This is a genomic window from Variovorax sp. LjRoot290, assembly GCF_964253985.1.
GTDB lineage: Bacteria > Pseudomonadota > Gammaproteobacteria > Burkholderiales > Burkholderiaceae_C > Variovorax.
Window position 1 is genome coordinate 1,550,312 of sequence record NZ_CAXURW020000001.1, and the last position, 15,967, is coordinate 1,566,278.

At 67.8% G+C, this 15,967-nt stretch carries 15 protein-coding genes; 9 read left to right on the forward strand and 6 right to left on the reverse strand.

Annotation, left to right across the window (positions count from 1 at the left end):
• Positions 1-16 precede the first annotated feature (16 nt).
• The 3 genes from ACSQ9A_RS07795 to ACSQ9A_RS07805 are packed head-to-tail and all read right to left on the reverse strand — an operon-like array spanning position 17 to position 2,609.
• The gene (locus ACSQ9A_RS07795) at positions 17-478 is read right to left on the reverse strand and encodes a hypothetical protein (RefSeq protein WP_436303223.1); all 462 of its coding nucleotides are present in this window, start codon (positions 476-478) and stop codon (positions 17-19) included.
• Entirely contained in the window at positions 475-2,016 is a 1,542-nt protein-coding gene (locus tag ACSQ9A_RS07800; protein ID WP_436303224.1) for a TRAP transporter large permease, read from the reverse strand. The genes ACSQ9A_RS07795 and ACSQ9A_RS07800 overlap by 4 nt, the downstream gene beginning before the upstream one ends.
• A gap of 53 nt (positions 2,017-2,069) precedes the next feature.
• Positions 2,070-2,609 (reverse strand): TRAP transporter small permease subunit, encoded by a 540-nt coding sequence (locus ACSQ9A_RS07805; protein WP_093106303.1) that lies wholly within the window; start codon positions 2,607-2,609, stop codon positions 2,070-2,072.
• 168 nt (positions 2,610-2,777) lie between these two features.
• Between ACSQ9A_RS07805 and ACSQ9A_RS07810 the strand changes: the two genes are divergently transcribed.
• From ACSQ9A_RS07810 to ACSQ9A_RS07830, 5 genes are all read left to right on the forward strand, one after another.
• The gene (locus ACSQ9A_RS07810; protein ID WP_436303225.1) at positions 2,778-4,070 is read left to right on the forward strand and encodes an SUMF1/EgtB/PvdO family nonheme iron enzyme; all 1,293 of its coding nucleotides are present in this window, start codon (positions 2,778-2,780) and stop codon (positions 4,068-4,070) included.
• Positions 4,071-4,100: 30 nt separating this feature from the next.
• Positions 4,101-4,757 carry a TetR/AcrR family transcriptional regulator gene (locus tag ACSQ9A_RS07815; RefSeq protein WP_093106297.1) on the forward strand — a complete coding sequence of 219 codons (657 nt, stop codon included), beginning with the start codon at positions 4,101-4,103 and terminating at the stop codon, positions 4,755-4,757.
• A gap of 7 nt (positions 4,758-4,764) precedes the next feature.
• Positions 4,765-5,331, forward strand: coding sequence for a dCTP deaminase (dcd, locus tag ACSQ9A_RS07820; protein ID WP_093106295.1), 567 nt, complete (start codon positions 4,765-4,767; stop codon positions 5,329-5,331).
• A gap of 13 nt (positions 5,332-5,344) precedes the next feature.
• Complete coding sequence (gene ypfJ, locus ACSQ9A_RS07825; RefSeq protein WP_436303226.1) at positions 5,345-6,226, forward strand: KPN_02809 family neutral zinc metallopeptidase; 882 nt, start codon at positions 5,345-5,347, stop codon at positions 6,224-6,226.
• 119 nt (positions 6,227-6,345) lie between these two features.
• Entirely contained in the window at positions 6,346-7,806 is a 1,461-nt protein-coding gene (locus tag ACSQ9A_RS07830; RefSeq protein WP_436303227.1) for a DEAD/DEAH box helicase, read from the forward strand.
• 4 nt (positions 7,807-7,810) lie between these two features.
• On the opposite strand, the gene ACSQ9A_RS07835 is transcribed toward ACSQ9A_RS07830, so the two are convergent.
• Positions 7,811-8,653, reverse strand: coding sequence for a symmetrical bis(5'-nucleosyl)-tetraphosphatase (locus ACSQ9A_RS07835; RefSeq protein WP_093106288.1), 843 nt, complete (start codon positions 8,651-8,653; stop codon positions 7,811-7,813).
• A gap of 22 nt (positions 8,654-8,675) precedes the next feature.
• On the opposite strand from ACSQ9A_RS07835, the gene ACSQ9A_RS07840 reads away from it, so the two are divergent.
• The gene (locus tag ACSQ9A_RS07840; protein ID WP_436303228.1) at positions 8,676-9,989 is read left to right on the forward strand and encodes a hemolysin family protein; all 1,314 of its coding nucleotides are present in this window, start codon (positions 8,676-8,678) and stop codon (positions 9,987-9,989) included.
• A 44-nt stretch (positions 9,990-10,033) separates the two neighbouring features.
• Here the strand turns inward: ACSQ9A_RS07840 and ACSQ9A_RS07845 are convergent, their stop codons facing one another.
• Positions 10,034-10,522 (reverse strand): thermonuclease family protein, encoded by a 489-nt coding sequence (locus ACSQ9A_RS07845; RefSeq protein ID WP_436303229.1) that lies wholly within the window; start codon positions 10,520-10,522, stop codon positions 10,034-10,036.
• Positions 10,523-10,792: 270 nt separating this feature from the next.
• Between ACSQ9A_RS07845 and ACSQ9A_RS07850 the strand changes: the two genes are divergently transcribed.
• Positions 10,793-11,455, forward strand: a complete 663-nt coding sequence (locus tag ACSQ9A_RS07850) for a hypothetical protein (RefSeq protein ID WP_139191675.1) — start codon at positions 10,793-10,795, stop codon at positions 11,453-11,455.
• A 36-nt stretch (positions 11,456-11,491) separates the two neighbouring features.
• Here ACSQ9A_RS07850 and ACSQ9A_RS07855 read toward each other — a convergent pair whose 3' ends face one another.
• A complete protein-coding gene (locus ACSQ9A_RS07855; RefSeq protein WP_436303230.1) occupies positions 11,492-11,914 on the reverse strand; it encodes an Hsp20/alpha crystallin family protein in 423 nt (140 codons plus the stop codon).
• A 132-nt stretch (positions 11,915-12,046) separates the two neighbouring features.
• Between ACSQ9A_RS07855 and ACSQ9A_RS07860 the strand changes: the two genes are divergently transcribed.
• Both ACSQ9A_RS07860 and ACSQ9A_RS07865 read left to right on the forward strand, forming a co-directional pair.
• Entirely contained in the window at positions 12,047-13,018 is a 972-nt protein-coding gene (locus ACSQ9A_RS07860; RefSeq protein ID WP_436303231.1) for a DHHA1 domain-containing protein, read from the forward strand.
• 50 nt (positions 13,019-13,068) lie between these two features.
• A complete protein-coding gene (locus ACSQ9A_RS07865) occupies positions 13,069-15,966 on the forward strand; it encodes an adenosylcobalamin-dependent ribonucleoside-diphosphate reductase (protein WP_436303232.1) in 2,898 nt (965 codons plus the stop codon).
• The last annotated feature ends 1 nt before the right edge of the window (position 15,967 follow it).

Here is a 15,967-nt window from a genome sequence, read left to right on the forward strand (position 1 = left end):
CAAAAAGCCCCGCCGGTTACGGCGGGGCTTTTTTCATGGCGATGCGCTCGGCGACGCGTTCGGCAAAGCCCGTGAGCAGCCGCGCGTCGGCCGAATGGAACCAGGTGACGGCGCCATTGCGGCGGCGCACCAGCAGGCGCGGCGCAATGACACGCTCGAGCCAGCGCCAGTGCACGAGCTTGAGTTGCGCCACGTCGGCCGCATGCTCGCGCTTGGTCCAGAGCCAGGTCTGCGTGAGCACATCGCCTTCGAGGCGCGTGCGGCTGTAGACGATCCAGTAGCCGACCCAGAGGATGCACAGGGCCGCCACTCCAAAAACCAGGAGGCTGGGCGTGGACCAGTCGACGCTCCGCAGCGACGGCAGGCTCCAGAGGCCGAAGCCGATCAGGTCGATCACCAGAACGACCGCCAGCGTTCGCACGAAAGGCGGGTAGGCCGGGCTCTCCAGCGCGACAGGGGCGTCGACTGCGTCGCTCACTGCTTCTTGTCGGCGCCAGGGCTCGGGGGCTCGGGCTCCGGCATCGGCAGGGCGTCGGGCTCGGCCGGCTTCTGGGTGCCGAACGGATCTTCCATGTTGATGCTGCTGCCCGGCCCCTGCGAGTCGGCCGGCATCTCGAGCTGCACCTTGTCGACGTCGACCTCGATCTTCTTGTCGAGGAACACGGTAACGGTCTGCGGGAAGAAGATCACGATCGCCACCAGCAGCAGCTGCAGCCCGACCCACGGGATCGCGCCCAGGTAGATGTCGCGCGAATCGATCTTGCGCGGCAGCGCGTTGTTCTTGAACAGCGTGTCGGCGATGCCGCGCAGGTAGAACAGCGCGAAGCCGAAGGGCGGATGCATGAAGGAGGTCTGCATGTTCACGCACAAGAGCACGCCGAACCACACCATGTCGATGCCGAGCTTGGCCGCGACCGGCCCGAGCATCGGCAGGATGATGAAGGCGATCTCGAAGAAGTCGAGGAAGAAGGCCAGGAAGAAGACGAAGATGTTGACGACGATCAGGAAGCCGATCTGTCCGCCGGGCAGGCCCGAGAGCATGTGCTCGATCCACTTCGCGCCGTCCACGCCCTGGAACACGAGCGAGAACACGCGCGAGCCGATCAGGATGAAGACCACCATGGCGGTGAGGCGCATGGTGCCGTTCATCGCTTCCTTGAGCATCGGCCAGTTGAGCCGCCGGTGGAGCGCGGCCAGCAGCAGCGAGCCGACGGCGCCCATCGCGCCGGCCTCGGTCGGCGTCGCGATCGCATGCTCCATGAAGGGCAGGCCGCCCATCGAGCCGAGCACGGCGAAGATCAGGATGGCCGAGGGGATGATGCCGCGCAGGCACTTGCCCCACAGCGCCCAGCCGACGAGCGTGCGTGCGGTGACCGGCACGCCGGGCACGTAGCTCGGGCGGATGCGCGAAACCAGGAAGGTGTAGAGCGCGAAGATCAGCACCTGCAGGATCGAGGGCCCCCACGCGCCCTTGTACATCTGGCCGACGTCGGTGCCGAGCTGGTCGGCCATGACGATCAGCACGAGGGAAGGCGGCACCAGCTGCGTGATGGTGCCCGAGGCCGCCAGCACGCCGGTGGAGTAGCGCATGTTGTAGCCGTAGCGCATCATCACCGGCAGCGAGATCATCGCCATCGCGATCACCTGGCCGGCCACGGTGCCGGTGATGGCGCCGAGGATGAAGCCGACGATGATCACCGAGTAGCCGAGGCCGCCGCGCACCGGGCCGAAGAGCTGGCCCATCGAGTCGAGCATGTCCTCGGCCAGGCCGCACTTCTCGAGCACGGAGCCCATCAGCGTGAAGAAGGGGATTGCCAGCAACGTCTCGTTGGACAGGATGCCGAACACGTTGAGCGGCAGGTTGGCCATGAAGCCGGCCGGGAACCAGCCCATCTCGATCGCGATGAAGCCGCTGAGCAGGCCCAGCGCCGAGAGCGAAAACGCGACCGGAAAACCGATCAGCATAATCACGATCAGCCCCGCGAACATGATCGGGGCGAAATTTTCCATCTGCATTTCTTATCCTGCGAAGCGGTGCGTGGGACAGCGGGGACTCGTGGCGGCGGTGCTCACTGCACCGGCTTCTCGTAGTGCGTGTCCATCTCGATCAGGCCGCGCAGGTAGGCGACGCGCTTGATGATTTCCGCCACGCCCTGCAGGAACATGGCGCCGAAGCCCAGCGGCATCATCAAGGCCGCGGGCCAGCGGATGAGGCCGCCGATGTTGCCCGACATCTCACCGCTCCTGAGCATGCCGAGGAAGAAGGGGAGGGTCAGCCAGAAGAGCAGGCCCATCACCGGCAGCAGGAAGAAGACCAGGCCGAAGAGGTCGACGTACACCGGGCCATTGCGCCTGAGCTTGCCGTAGATGATGTCCACGCGCACGTGTTCGTTGAGCTTGAGCACGAGCGGCGCGCCGAGCATCACGGTGGCGGCGAACAGGTACCACTGGATCTCGAGCCACGCATTGGAGCTGAAGTCCAGGCCGTAGCGCACGAAGGCGTTGCCGGCGGAGATCACCGAGGCGGCGAGGACGGCCCACGCCGCCACCTTGCCGAACTGGGCACTGATCCAGTCCATGGCCAGCGCGAATTTGAGGAATGCGGACAAGGCTTGTCTCCCTGCGGGAAAAGTTCTGGCGCCAGTCGGGGGGGGGGTCGGCGCAAAGCCCGCAATGGTAACGCCGTGCTGCAAGGCCTCGACAGGGCGCGAGCGACGGGTTTACCCGTGGAGTTCCATGGCCGTAGCGAGCCGCAAGGCAGGTGGCCATAATGGCCCATGCCTTCGAGCCCGCCGTCCAGCACGCCCTTCGGCACCCCCAGCCTGCCTTTTTCGATCGATTCGCCCGACATGCGTCGTGCGGGCCGCGAACTGCTCTCGCTGGCGCTGATCGATGCGCGCAATTACACGCTGCATCTGCTTTCGCTTTACGAACAGGCGCTGGGTTCTGCTGCGTTGGCCGTTCCCCGCCAGGACGGGGTCGAGCCGCCGGTGTGGTTGGCCGGCCACATCGGCTGGTTCGCGGAATGGTGGATCGGGCGCAATACCCAGCGCGCCTTCGGGGTCGACTGCCCGGTGCGTCCGACGCGGCTGGCTGCGATCGAACCGCAGGCCGACGCGTGCTGGAATCCGGCGCAGATCGCCTGGGTGGACCGCTGGTCGCCCCAGCTGCCCGATCTCGCGCAGACCAAGGCCTATCTGCTCGACACGCTGGAAAGCACGCTCGAACTGCTCGAACATGCAGTCGAGACCGATACCGGTCTTTACTTCTACCGGCTCGCGCTGTTCCACGAAGACTTGCGCGGTGAGCAACTGGTGGTGATGGCCCAGACGCTGGGTTTGCCGCTGGGCATCGAGCAGGAGCCGGCCGCGGTCGAGCGCGAGCCGCTCCTCATGCCGGCCACCGCCTGGGAGCTGGGCGTGGCCGACGCCGGCTTCGCGTTCGCGCAGGAGCGAGGCGTGCTCCAGGTCGAAGTGCCGGAGTTCGAGATCGACGCCCAGCCCGTCACCTGGAGCCAGTACGTGGAATTCGTCGACGACGGCGGCTACGACCGCGAGGACTTGTGGCATCCCGAAGGACTCCTGTGGCTCGAGCGGCAGGCCGAAGGGCGGCGCGGCCCGCGCCATGTGGCCCAGATCGGCGCCGCGCGCCATGGTGCCGGCGGTTCCGTGCTGCAGCAGCGTTTCGGCCGGACGGTGCGCGCGGCGGGCAACCAGAGCGCGGTGCACGTGGCCTGGTGGGAGGCCGATGCCTGGGCGCGCTGGGCCGGGCGCCGTCTTGCGACCGAGGTGGAGTGGGAAATCGCGGCCCACACCGCCGCGCGCCGCGGCTTCCGCTGGGCCGACGTCCATGAATGGACCGCGGGCACGCTGAAGCCCTGGCCGGGCTTCCGTGCCGATCCCTGGAGCGGCGGCACCGAGTTCGATCCGCAGCCGGTCTTCGGCCAGGCCCACGTGCTGCGCGGCGCATCGCTCGCCACGCGCGCGCGCCTGCGCTCGCCGAAGCGCCGCGGCTTTGCGATGCCGCAGCGCGACGACGGTTTCTTCGGGTTCCGCACTTGCGCATATTGACAACAACATCAACGGAAAGGGCGCTGCCGAATGGCTCGCGTGCGTGACCCGGCCGGCTACGACGGCCAGCGAGAAATGATTCTTTCCAATGCGGCGCAGCTGTTCGCGCAGCGCGGCTTTGCGGGTACTTCGATGAACGAGGTGGCCGCAGCCTGCGGCGTGTCGAAGGCCACGCTCTATCACTACGTGCGCGACAAGCACGACCTGGCGGTGCGCATCGCCGAGGAGCACGTGCAGAGGCTCGAGTCGGTGGTGCAGGAGGTGCTGCGCGAGCACCAGGCGCCCGAGGCCCGGCTCGCCGAACTCATCCGGCGCTTCGTGGCGGAGTACGCGATTGCCCAGAACGCCCAGCGCGTGCTGACCGAAGACGTGCGCTTCCTGCGCGAAGAGGACCAGGAGCGCATCTTGAACGTGGAGCGGCGCGTGGTCGCGGCCTTCGCGCGCACCATCGCCGAGGTGCGCGGCGAGGATCCGCAAAGCAAGCTCGGCAAGCCGATGGCGATGCTGCTGTTCGGCATGATCAACTGGATGTTCACCTGGCTCAAGCCGGGGCGCGAACTCGATCACGACGCGATCGGCGCGATGGTGTCCGAACTCTTCTTCGGCGGCGTTCGGGCCGTGACGCTTCCGGAGGCGCTCGCGGCCGATCAGCGGCATGCCACAATCCGCGGCACCCCCGCAGCGTAGACCTCACATGAGCATCAAGAGCGACAAATGGATCCGGCGCATGGCCGAGAAGAACGGCATGATCGAGCCCTTCGAACCAGGCCAGATCCGCGAGCAGGACGGCCATCGCATCATCAGCTACGGCACCTCGAGCTACGGCTACGACATCCGCTGCGCGCCCGAGTTCAAGGTCTTCACCAACATCCACAGCACGGTGGTCGATCCGAAGAACTTCGACGAGAAGAGCTTCGTCGATTTCCATGGCGACAGCTGCATCATCCCGCCCAACAGCTTCGCGCTGGCACGCACGATGGAGTACTTCCGCATCCCGCGCAACGTGCTGACCATCTGCCTGGGCAAGAGCACCTATGCGCGCTGCGGCATCATCGTCAACGTCACGCCCTTCGAGCCCGAATGGGAAGGCTACGTGACGCTGGAATTCAGCAACACCACGCCGCTGCCGGCCAAGATCTATGCCGGCGAGGGTTGCGCGCAGGTGCTGTTCTTCGAGAGTGACGAGGTCTGCGAAACGAGCTACAAAGACCGCGGCGGCAAGTACCAGGGCCAGCGGGGTGTGACACTGCCGAAGGCCTGAGCAGGAGAGCGTCATGAAGTGGGAAGGCAACCGCGAATCCGACAACGTGGAAGACCGCCGGGACGAAGGCGGCGGCGGCTTCGGCGGCTTGCCGATCGGCGGGCGGAGTGTCGGCATCGGCACCATCGTCGTGGCACTGCTTGCGGGCTGGATCTTCGGCATCAATCCGCTCACGCTGCTCAGCATGTTCGCCGGCGGCGGCGAAGCGCCGATCGTCCAGCAGCAGCAGCGGGCTCCGGCGCCGCCGGCCAACGACGAGGCGGCACGCTTCGTCTCGGTCGTGCTGGCCGACACCGAGGACGTCTGGACCCCGATCTTCCAGCAGGCCGGTTCGACCTACCGCCAGCCCAGGCTGGTGTTGTTCCGCGGCGCCACGCCCACGGCCTGCGGCACCGGCCAGAGCGCCATGGGTCCCTTCTACTGTCCGGGCGACCAGAAGGTCTACATCGATCTCGGCTTCTTCGACACCCTGAAGCGCGAACTCGGCGCCCCGGGCGAGTTCGCGCAGGCCTACGTGATCGCGCATGAGGTCGGCCACCATGTGCAGAACCAGCTCGGCATCACGGGCAAGGTCGATTCGATGCGCGGCCGCATCAGCCAGGCCGACAGCAATGCACTGAGCGTGCGCGTCGAACTGCAAGCCGACTGTTTCGCCGGCGTCTGGGCCAACAAGGCGCAGAACGCGCGCCAGATCCTCGAGCAGGGCGACGTGGAGTCGGCGATGAACGCCGCCGCGAAGATCGGCGACGACGCGCTGCAGCGTTCGGCCGGCCGGGCGGTGGTGCCCGACAGCTTCACCCACGGCACCAGCGCCCAGCGCCAGCGCTGGTTCACGAACGGGCTGAAGAGTGGTTCGATGAAGGCCTGCGACACTTTCAATACCCGCAATCTTTGAGGCGCAGGGGCTCGATGGCCCGTTTTTACTGCGATGCCTGCTATCGAAAAGATAGCTGGCCGCGAAGTCACCGCACTGTCATCGCCGTCTTTTGCCGCAGTGCGACAATACCCGGCTTCATGACAAGCTCCTTCTCCAATCTTTCCCTGGCCGAACCGCTGGCGCGCGCCGTGGCCGAAATGGGCTACGAAACCATGACGCCGATCCAGGAGCAGGCCATTCCGGTGGTCCTCGCGGGCCAGGACGTGATGGGCGCGGCGCAGACCGGCACCGGGAAAACCGCTGCCTTCTCGCTGCCGCTTTTGCAGCGCATGCTCAAGCACGAGAACAGCTCGACCTCGCCGGCGCGCCATCCGGTGCGTGCCCTGGTGCTCCTGCCCACGCGCGAGCTGGCGGACCAGGTGGCGCAGCAGGTCAAGCTCTACGCCAAGCACACCCAGTTGCGCAGCGCGGTGGTGTTCGGCGGCATCGACATGAAGCCGCAGACGCTGGAACTCAAGAAGGGCGTCGAGGTGCTGGTCGCCACGCCGGGCCGGCTGCTGGACCATATCGAAGCCAAGAACGCGGTGCTCAACCAGGTCGAATACGTGGTGCTCGACGAGGCCGACCGCATGCTCGACATCGGCTTCCTGCCCGACCTGCAGCGCATCCTCTCGTTCCTGCCCAAGCAGCGCACCACTTTGCTGTTCTCGGCCACCTTCTCGCCCGAGATCAAGCGTCTCGCGGGCAGCTACCTGCAGAACCCGGTCACCATCGAGGTGGCGCGACCGAACGAAACCGCTTCCACCGTCGAACAGCATTTCTACAGCGTGAGCGACGACGACAAGCGCCGCGCGCTCAAGCAGATCCTGAAGCAGCGCGGCCTCAAGCAAGCCTTCGTCTTTGTCAACAGCAAGCTGGGCTGCGCGCGGCTTGCGCGTTCGCTCGAACGCGAAGGTTTGAATACCACCGCCCTGCACGGCGACAAGAGCCAGGACGAGCGCCTGAAGGCGCTCGCGGCCTTCAAGGCCGGCGAGGTCGACCTGCTGGTGGCCACCGACGTCGCGGCGCGCGGCCTCGACATCAAGGACGTGCCGGCGGTCTTCAACTTCGACATTCCGTTCAACGCCGAAGACTACGTGCACCGCATCGGCCGCACCGGCCGCGCCGGCGCCTCCGGCCTGGCGGTGAGCTTCGCGAGCGGCGGCAACGACGTGCGCCTGGTGGCCGACATCGAGAAGCTGATCAAGAAGAAGATCGAGCTGGAACCGATCGAGTTCGAGGAAGACCGCCCGCGCGGCCGCATCAACGACGGCCGCCGCCACTGGCGCGACGAAGGCGAGGCCGGCGATGCGCGCGACGTGCTCGACCAGCCGCGCGAACGCAGCGAAGCCCGTCCTGTGCGCAGTGGCCGGCCGCACCGCGCACCCGCGGCACCGCGCGATCCCTTCTTCGAGCAGCCCTACGAAACGCCGGAGCGCGAAGCCGCGCCGGCCTGGGAAGCGGCCGCCAAGACCACGCCCTCGCGCGGCATCTCGAGCAACATCAAGAGCAAGCGCAAGGTCGCGGCGCTGTTCAAGACCGCAGCACAGCCGAATTAGGGGCTCAGCCCGGCTTCTGCGCTGCCGGGCAGCGGGCCTGGATCAGTTCGCGCTCCTCGAGCGTCGCGCCCATGCGCACCGCGCTCAGGCAGCCGCCCCAGACGCAACCGGTATCGGTGGACAACAGGTCGGGCCGAGAGAGCCAGCCCAGCGTCGACCAGTGCCCGCAGGCGATGGTGGCGGCTTGCGTCCTGCGGCCAGGCACGTCGAACCACGGCATGAAACCCGCGGGCGCGGACGCGGTCCCGTCCTTGGTTTCGAATTCCATCAGGCCATCCGTCGTACAGAAACGCAGCCGCGTGAGCGCATTGACGATCGCGCGCAGCCGCGCATGGCCACTGAGCGTGTCGCTCCACTGCGCGGGCTCGTTGCCGTACATCTCGTGCAGGAATTCGCCGGATGCGGAACCGCGCAGCACCGACTCGACCTCGGCCGCGTAGACCAGCGTATCGGCCACGCTCCACTGCGGCAGCACGCCCGCATGCACCATCAGCAGGTCGCCGCCGCCCACCGAGCGGTGCAGCGCCATGGGCTGCTGGCGCAGCCAGTCGAGCAGGGCCTCGCGGTCGGGCGCTTCGAGCACGCCGTGCAGCGTGTCCTTGCGCCCGAGCTTGCGCGCGCCCTGTGCGACGCCGAGCAGGTGCAAGTCGTGGTTGCCGAGCACGGTCTTCGCCGCGCCGCCGTAGCGCTGCACGCGCCGCAGCACCTCGGCCGACGCGGGGCCGCGGTTGACCAGGTCGCCCAGGAGCACCAGGGTGTCGCGGCTGGGAGAGAAAGCGATGTCGTCGAGCAGGCGCTGCAGGGGCTCGTCGCAGCCCTGCACATCGCCGATCAGGTAGAGTGCCATCTCCCCATTCTCTCCCGCATACATGGATGTTTTTCTGCTGGCCTTGCTGACCACGCTCAACGCGTTGTTCGCAATGTCCGAAATGGCCCTTTCCACCAGTCGTCGAGCGCGGCTCGCGGCGCTGGCCGAAGCGGGGGATACGGGGGCGGAGGCTGCGCTCAAGCTGATGGAGGATCCGACGCAGTTTCTCTCCAGCGTGCAGATCGGCATCACCTCGATCGGCATGTTGAGCGGCATCGTCGGCGAGGCGGCCTTCGCGGCGCCGCTCGCGTACTGGATGGAAGGGCTGGGTCTGGGTGCGGGCGGTGCGAGCTTCGTGTCGACGGCCATCGTGGTGACCTGCATCACCTTCTTCACGATCGTCTTCGGCGAGCTGGTGCCCAAGCGCATCGGCCAGCTCTACCCCGAGCCGGTGGCGCGCTACGTGGCGCGGCCGATGCGCGCGCTGGCCACCGCCGCCAAGCCCTTCGTGCTCTTGCTGTCGGGTGCCACGGCCGCCATGCTCAAGTTGCTGCGCATCGATTCGAGCGCGGCCCGCATGATGACCGAGGAGGAGATTTCCGCCAGCCTCGAGGAAGGCGTCGATGCCGGCGTGATCGAAATGCACGAGCACCAGATGGTGCGCAATGTGTTCCATCTCGATGATCGCCGGCTGAGCTCGCTGATGGTGCCGCGTGCCGATATCGAATGGCTGGAGGCCTCTTTCACCGTCGCGCAGAGCCTGCAGAAGGTGTCTGCTGCGAGCGCGCTCAACCTGGTCCACTCCTGGTACCCGGTGTGCCGCACCTCGCTGGACGATGTGGTGGGCGTGATCAGCGTGGCGCACCTGTTGACGTTGAGCCCGACGCACGAGGGCACCATCGAGTCGGTGGCGCAGCCCGCGGTGTTCGTGCCCGAGACGCTCACCGGCATGGAGCTGCTGGAGCAGTTCCGCACGCGCGCCGGCCGGCTGGTGTTCGTGGTCGACGAATACGGCGTGGTGCAGGGCCTCATGACGCCGCGCGACTTGCTGGAAGCGATCACCGGCGAGCTGCAGACCGCCACCCAGGGCGATGCCTGGGCCCACGAACGGCCCGACGGCGTGTGGGAGCTCGACGGCCTGATGCCGGTGTCCGAACTGCGCGCGCGGCTCGGCATCCGCGAGCTGCCCGAGGAGGAGCGCGGGCGCTACAACACCGTGGCGGGTTTGCTGATCTTCGTCTCCGGCCATCTGCCCGAGCTCGGCGAGCGCATCGATTGCGAGGACTGGAACTTCGAGATCACTGCGATCGACGGCAGGCGCATCGACCGCGTGCTGGCGCGTCCGCTCAGCGTGGCCGCGCACGCCGCGAGCTGATCGCCGGCGGCGTCGAGCAAAAGCCTATCCGCCGAGCCTCATTTTCACCGGGGGTACGGATGCGCCGGCCGCCATTTCCAGGGCGGTACGGGGTCGCGTTCGGCCCACAAGCCCACGCGCCTGGCCCTGGCCTCGCGTTCGGCGAAGCCGTACTGGCCGCGCTCGGTCGGGCTCTGCTCCGAGGCATGGGCGCGCGACCACCAGGCCATGCCGACGGTGAGCATGGCGAGACCGACATCGAGCGTCTTCGGGCAGCGGGCGTCGGTGCAGGACGCGGGCGCCACCCACACTTCGCAGACGCGACGGTCGTAGCGGTCGGTCTGGCCGCAGTCCAGCCGCGCGGTCTTGCGGTAGGCGATGTCCGAAAGCGCGCGCTTGGCGCGGCGGCCGTAGGGTTGGCCGAACTCGGGCGCATCGATGGCATGCAGCCGCACGGTGAGCCGGCGGTAGGCGCCGGGCTCGCCGCAACGAAGCTTGAGGGTGTCGCCGTCGCTGACGGCGACGACGAGGCAGAGGAGGGCAGCAGAAAGCATGGAGGCAAACCGGGCGATGCTAACGCGCGACTTCCCGGCGCCAGAGCCCCCTGATCAGCCCTCGCATGCGCGCTGGAGTTCGGCGGGGCATCGATGAAATGGCGAAGCGCTTGTCCCGGTTGTGAGAATCAGTCTTGCACCCCGGTCGGCCTGTGGCTTCAAAGCCCCGAATGGCGAGGTTTGCATGCGAATTCCTCAAAAGTCGCTTTGGAAAGTAACTATTTGTGTGATTCAATCGACCCCCGGAGTGAGGACCAGTCGAGGGATTTCATGAAGAAACTGCTGAGCATCGTGTGCGCGACAGCCTTGGTCTGTGGATGCGCAACCCGGCCCCAGGAGGGCCCCGGTTCGGGTTCCGGCGCGGACTACGTGCCCATGGTGGCGCCGTCGGCGGTCGAAAGCTCGGTCTACGAGCAGGACGTGGCCAAGTGCCGCGCGAACGCGAAGAACGTGCCTTTCAACGCCAGCCAGCACGACGACGCGCTGGTCGTGGTCGACGGGGGCGTGATCGGCGTCGGCATCCTGCAAGGATGGCCGACGCTCGTCGGCGGCGTGGTGATCGGCGGGCTGGTCGGCTTCAACCACTGGGTCTACACGCCCGAGCGGCGCGCCTGGAAGACCAAGCAGGAAACCGTGATGGCCAACTGCATGGCGCAAAAGGGCTACATCAACACCGACCCAAGCGTGCGCGTCACCTGGGTGCCGCCTGCACTGCGGGCGGTGGAAAGCATCCGGCCCACGGGCCGGGACACCTACAACGTGGAGCAGCTCGCCAAGGCGCAGCGTTGCAACGCCACGCCGCAGGCGACGCTGGTGGAGAAGGGGCCGGGCTTCGAGCGCCACACCGTGGCCTGCACCAACGGCCAGGTCATGGCGGTGCGCTGCGAGTTCGGTCAATGCCGGGTGAGCCAGATGACGGCGCTGCGCAGCTAGTCGCCAGCAGCCAATACCGCCTGTAGAGCGGGCCCCCTAGTCGATCTTCAGCACACGGCTGGAGCTCCCCTGCCGCTTGGGCAGCGTGAGGCGCAGCACGCCGTCCTCCAGCTTGGCGACGGCGGTCTTTTCGTCCACGTCGCTGCCGAGCGTGAAGCCGCGCGACACGCTGCCGTGATAGGTTTCTTTCGTCAGCGTGCGGCCGTGCTTTTCTTCCAGCTCCTTCTTGATCTCGGCGGCGATGGAGACGTAGTTGCCGTCGATCGAGACGCGGATGTCCTCCTTCTTCGCGCCCGGGATCTCCGCGCTGACCAGGTATTCCTTGTCGTTCTCGCTGATGTCGACGCGAATGTCGGACGGCACGTCCACCTCATCCAGCATCTGCAGCGGCCGCGCCCAGCGGCGCATCATTTCGGGGAACAGGTTGTCGATGCGCTCGAGACGGGTAAAGGCATTCATGGTGAATGGCTCCAGGTAGGTTGAACAACACGTCGCTCCGTTCCATGATTCATGAACGGCGACACCCAAGGAATATGGTCGACCCTTGCCAAGCCCCTGGCGTGCCCGCGGAATTCGGCTAGCGGAAGAGAGATGGCCCAACGATTCGATGTCTGCAACGGCGATGCCGACGGCCTGTGCGCTGCCGTGCAATGGCGGCTGCACGAGCCCGCGCCCGCGGCGCTGCTGACCGGCCTGAAGCGCGAGATCGCGCTCGTCGGGCGCGTGCCCGCGAAGGCCGGCGACGAGCTCAATGTCTTTGACCTGTCGATGCGGCCCAACCGGGGGGCCTTGCAGCGCCTGCTCGACGCCGGCGTGCGCGTGCGCTATTTCGACCATCACGTGGTGGAGGACATGCCCGCGCACCCGCTGCTCGAGTCGCACGTCGACACCGCCACTGACGTCTGCACCAGCCTGCTCGTCGACCGCCATCTCGGCGGCACCTTTCGCGCCTGGGCGCTGGTGGGCATCTACGGCGACAACCTGGCCGCGGTCGCCGACCGGCTGGCGCTCGATTCGAACGTCGACGCCGGCGACTGCGCGCTGCTGCGGCGGCTCGGGGAAGCGATCAACTACAACGCCTACGGCGACGAGGAGCGCGACGTGCACATCGCGCCGCGCGACTTGCACGCCATCATGCTGCGCTACCGCGACCCGCGCGACATGCTGGCCTACGAGCCCGTGGTCGACGAGATCGATGCGCAGCGCCACAGCGATCTGCAGCAGGCGCTTGCCGTTGCCCCGCTCTGGCAGGATGCGGGCGCCAGCGTGCGCGTGCTGCCGGATGCGCCATGGAGCCGCCGCGTGCTCGGTTGCATCGCCAACGAGCTCGCGAACGCCGAGCCGCAGCGCGCCCATGCGGTGCTCAAGCAGCAGGGCAAGGGCTATTCCGTCAGCGTGCGCGCGCCGCTGGCGTCGCCGTCGGGCGCCCACGCGCTGTGCAGCCGCTTCGGCGGCGGCGGGCGGGCTCGGGCCGCCGGCATCGACGGGCTTGCGCAGGATGAGCTGGAGCGCTTTATCTGCGCCTTCGCGAACGCACGCTGGGGCGAGCCGCCCGGCCCCTGACGCACATCGGTCGCCTCGACGAAGATGCAGGACGCATCAGGAGCGAAACCATGGATCCTCAGGCCAACTCGACGAGTTCGATCAGTGCGCCCGCGCTGCCGCTGCAGCCGATCAGCGAGGAAGTGCTGCTCGAGAAGTACGCCAAGGGCAATGAACGCAGCATCGACGACGTTCGCCGCCGTGTCGCGCGGGCATTGGCGCAGGCCGAGCCGCCCGAGGCACGTGCGCAGTGGGAAGCGCGCTTCCTGCAGGCCTTGCAGGACGGCTTCCTGCCCGCGGGGCGCATCAATTCGGCGGCCGGCACGGCGTTGTCCGCCACGCTGATCAACTGCTTCGTGCAGCCGGTCGGCGACTCGATCGCGCAGGAGGAAGAAGGCCATCCGGGCATCTACACCGCGCTCACCGAGGCCGCCGAGACCATGCGCCGCGGCGGTGGCGTGGGCTACGACTTCTCGCGCATCCGGCCGCGCGGCGCCTGGGTCGGCAGCACGCAGTCGAGCGCCTCGGGGCCGGTGTCGTACATGCGGGTGTTCGACCGCTCCTGCGAGACGGTCGAATCGGCCGGCGCGCGCCGCGGCGCGCAGATGGGCGTGCTGCGCTGCGATCATCCGGACATCGACGAGTTCGTGCATGCCAAGGACCGGGGCGACCTGGCCAACTTCAACATCTCGGTGGGACTGACCGACGCCTTCATGCAGGCCGTGCAGGAGGACCGGCCGGTCGATCTGGTGCACCGCGCGGCGCCGGGCCCGCGGCAGAAGGCCGGCGGCGCCTACCAGCGCGACGACGGCCTGTGGGTCTATCGCACGCTGCCGGCGCGCGCGCTGTGGGAGCAGATCATGCGTTCGACCTACGACCATGCCGAGCCCGGCGTGCTGTTCCTCGACCGCATCAACGCCGACAACAACCTCTCGTACTGCGAGACCATCGCCGCCACCAACCCCTGCGGCGAGCAGCCTTTGCCGCCCTACGGTTGCTGCTGCCTCGGCTCGATCGACCTGACGCGCTTCGTGCGCGATCCCTTCGAGCCGGCCGCGCGCTTCGACGAGGAGGCCTTCGCGCGCCTGGCCCGCATGGCCGTGCGCATGCTCGACAACGTGCTCGACATCAGCGTCTGGCCGCTGGAGCGCCAGCGCGAAGACGCGCGCAACAAGCGCCGCATCGGCCTCGGCTTCACCGGCCTGGGCGATGCGCTCGTCATGCTGAACCTGCGCTACGACAGCGCCGCCGCGCGCGCCGCGGCGCGCCGTATTGCCGAAGTGCTGCGCGATGCGGCCTACGGTGCGTCCGCGGACCTGGCGGCCGAGCGCGGCGCCTTCCCGCTCTTCAACGCCGACCTCTACTTGCGCCGCGGTACCTTCGCCTCGCGCCTGCCAGCGCCGTTGAAGGAGCGCATCCGCGCTGCAGGCCTGCGCAATTCGCACCTGCTTTCCATCGCGCCGACCGGCACCATCAGCCTGGCCTTTGCCGACAACGCGAGCAACGGCGTCGAGCCGGCGTTCTCGTGGACCTACACGCGCCGCAAGCGCAGCGCCGAGGGCACTTTCGAAGAACACGTGGTCGAAGACCATGCCTGGCGGCTGTACCGGCATCTGAAGGGCGAGCAGGCGCCGCTCACCGAGGCCTTCGTCACCGCGCTGCAGATGAGCGCGCAGGCGCACGAGGAGATGGTCGCGGCGGTGGCGCCTTACGTCGATACCGGCATCTCGAAGACCGTCAACGTGCCGGCCGACTACCCGTATGCGGATTTCCAGGATCTGTACCTGCGGGCATGGAAGTCCGGCCTGAAGGGACTCGCGACCTACCGGCCCAACACGGTGCTCGGCGCGGTGCTCAGCGTCGATGCAGCCGCCGCGGCGAAGGCGCAGGCGCCGGCAACGCTCGACGCCCCGCACCTGAACCAGCGCCTCGCGCTCGAACGCATGCCGCGGCCGGTGCTGGCCTCGCTGCGCTGGCCCGGGCGCCCGGAGCTGCCCGGCGGCAACGCGGCCTGGACCTACATGGTGCGGCATCCCTTCGGCGAATTCGCGCTCTTCATCGGCGAGCTGCCCGAGGACGGCAAGCCCGCGCCCTTCGAGGTTTGGATCAACGGTGCCGAACAGCCGCGCGGGCTCGGCGCGCTGGCCAAGACCTTGTCGATGGACCTGCGCGCCAAGGACGCGGCCTGGGTGCGCCTGAAGCTCGATGCGTTGGCCACCGTGCAGGAAGAGCGCGCGTTCGAGATGCCCTTTCCGCCCCATGGGGAGATGCGCCGTTTTCCCGGTGTGGTGGCCGCCACGGCCGCCGTGATCCGCTGGCGCTGCGAGCAGTTGGGGCTGTGGGCGGAGGGCGAATCCGCGCCCACGCCGGTGATCGACGCGATGTTCAGCCGCGAGGAGCCGCAGACCGGCCCGAACGGAACGCTCGCCTGGTCGGTGGACGTGCACAACCCGGCCAGCGACGAGGCCTTCGCGCTGACGCTCAAGGAGGTGCTGGTGCCGGACGGGCAGGGCGGCACGGTCACCCGGCCTTGCGCGCTGGGGCTTTCGGGCAACTGCCCGCGCGCGATGGACGGGCTCGCGCGCGTGCTCTCGCTCGACATGCGCGTGCTCGACCCGGCATGGATCGGCATGAAGCTGCGCAAGCTCTTGAACTACGCCGAGCCGCTCGGTCACTTCATGGCTTTCGTGCCGGGCTTGCCGCACGGCCAGCAGCGGCAGCAGACCTGGCCCTCGACGGTGGCGTACCTGGCGCGCCTGATCATCCACCGCTACGCGATGCTCGGCGTGCTGGACGAAGAGGGCTACCCGCTGCAGGAGATGGGCATCCTGCAGCTGCCGGCATCCACGCCCATGCAGGCGGAGCCGATGGCCGGCGCGCGCTGCCCGGAGTGCGGCAACGCGACGATGATCCAGAAGGACGGCTGCGACTTCTGCACCGCCTGCGGACACATCGGCAGTTGCGGCTAGC

What these genes read in the sequence shown, in the direction of transcription:
- ACSQ9A_RS07815 (WP_093106297.1), top strand. Translation starts at nt 4,101, where the DNA reads ATGGCTCGCGTGCGTGACCCGGCCGGCTACGACGGCCAGCGAGAAATG.
- ACSQ9A_RS07800 (WP_436303224.1), bottom strand. Translation starts at nt 2,016, where the DNA reads ATGCAGATGGAAAATTTCGCCCCGATCATGTTCGCGGGGCTGATCGTG.
- ACSQ9A_RS07810 (WP_436303225.1), top strand. Translation starts at nt 2,778, where the DNA reads ATGCCTTCGAGCCCGCCGTCCAGCACGCCCTTCGGCACCCCCAGCCTG.
- ACSQ9A_RS07860 (WP_436303231.1), top strand. Translation starts at nt 12,047, where the DNA reads ATGGCCCAACGATTCGATGTCTGCAACGGCGATGCCGACGGCCTGTGC.
- ACSQ9A_RS07850 (WP_139191675.1), top strand. Translation starts at nt 10,793, where the DNA reads ATGAAGAAACTGCTGAGCATCGTGTGCGCGACAGCCTTGGTCTGTGGA.
- ypfJ (WP_436303226.1), top strand. Translation starts at nt 5,345, where the DNA reads ATGAAGTGGGAAGGCAACCGCGAATCCGACAACGTGGAAGACCGCCGG.
- ACSQ9A_RS07855 (WP_436303230.1), bottom strand. Translation starts at nt 11,914, where the DNA reads ATGAATGCCTTTACCCGTCTCGAGCGCATCGACAACCTGTTCCCCGAA.
- ACSQ9A_RS07840 (WP_436303228.1), top strand. Translation starts at nt 8,676, where the DNA reads ATGGATGTTTTTCTGCTGGCCTTGCTGACCACGCTCAACGCGTTGTTC.
- ACSQ9A_RS07830 (WP_436303227.1), top strand. Translation starts at nt 6,346, where the DNA reads ATGACAAGCTCCTTCTCCAATCTTTCCCTGGCCGAACCGCTGGCGCGC.
- ACSQ9A_RS07835 (WP_093106288.1), bottom strand. Translation starts at nt 8,653, where the DNA reads ATGGCACTCTACCTGATCGGCGATGTGCAGGGCTGCGACGAGCCCCTG.
- ACSQ9A_RS07865 (WP_436303232.1), top strand. Translation starts at nt 13,069, where the DNA reads ATGGATCCTCAGGCCAACTCGACGAGTTCGATCAGTGCGCCCGCGCTG.
- dcd (WP_093106295.1), top strand. Translation starts at nt 4,765, where the DNA reads ATGAGCATCAAGAGCGACAAATGGATCCGGCGCATGGCCGAGAAGAAC.
- ACSQ9A_RS07845 (WP_436303229.1), bottom strand. Translation starts at nt 10,522, where the DNA reads ATGCTTTCTGCTGCCCTCCTCTGCCTCGTCGTCGCCGTCAGCGACGGC.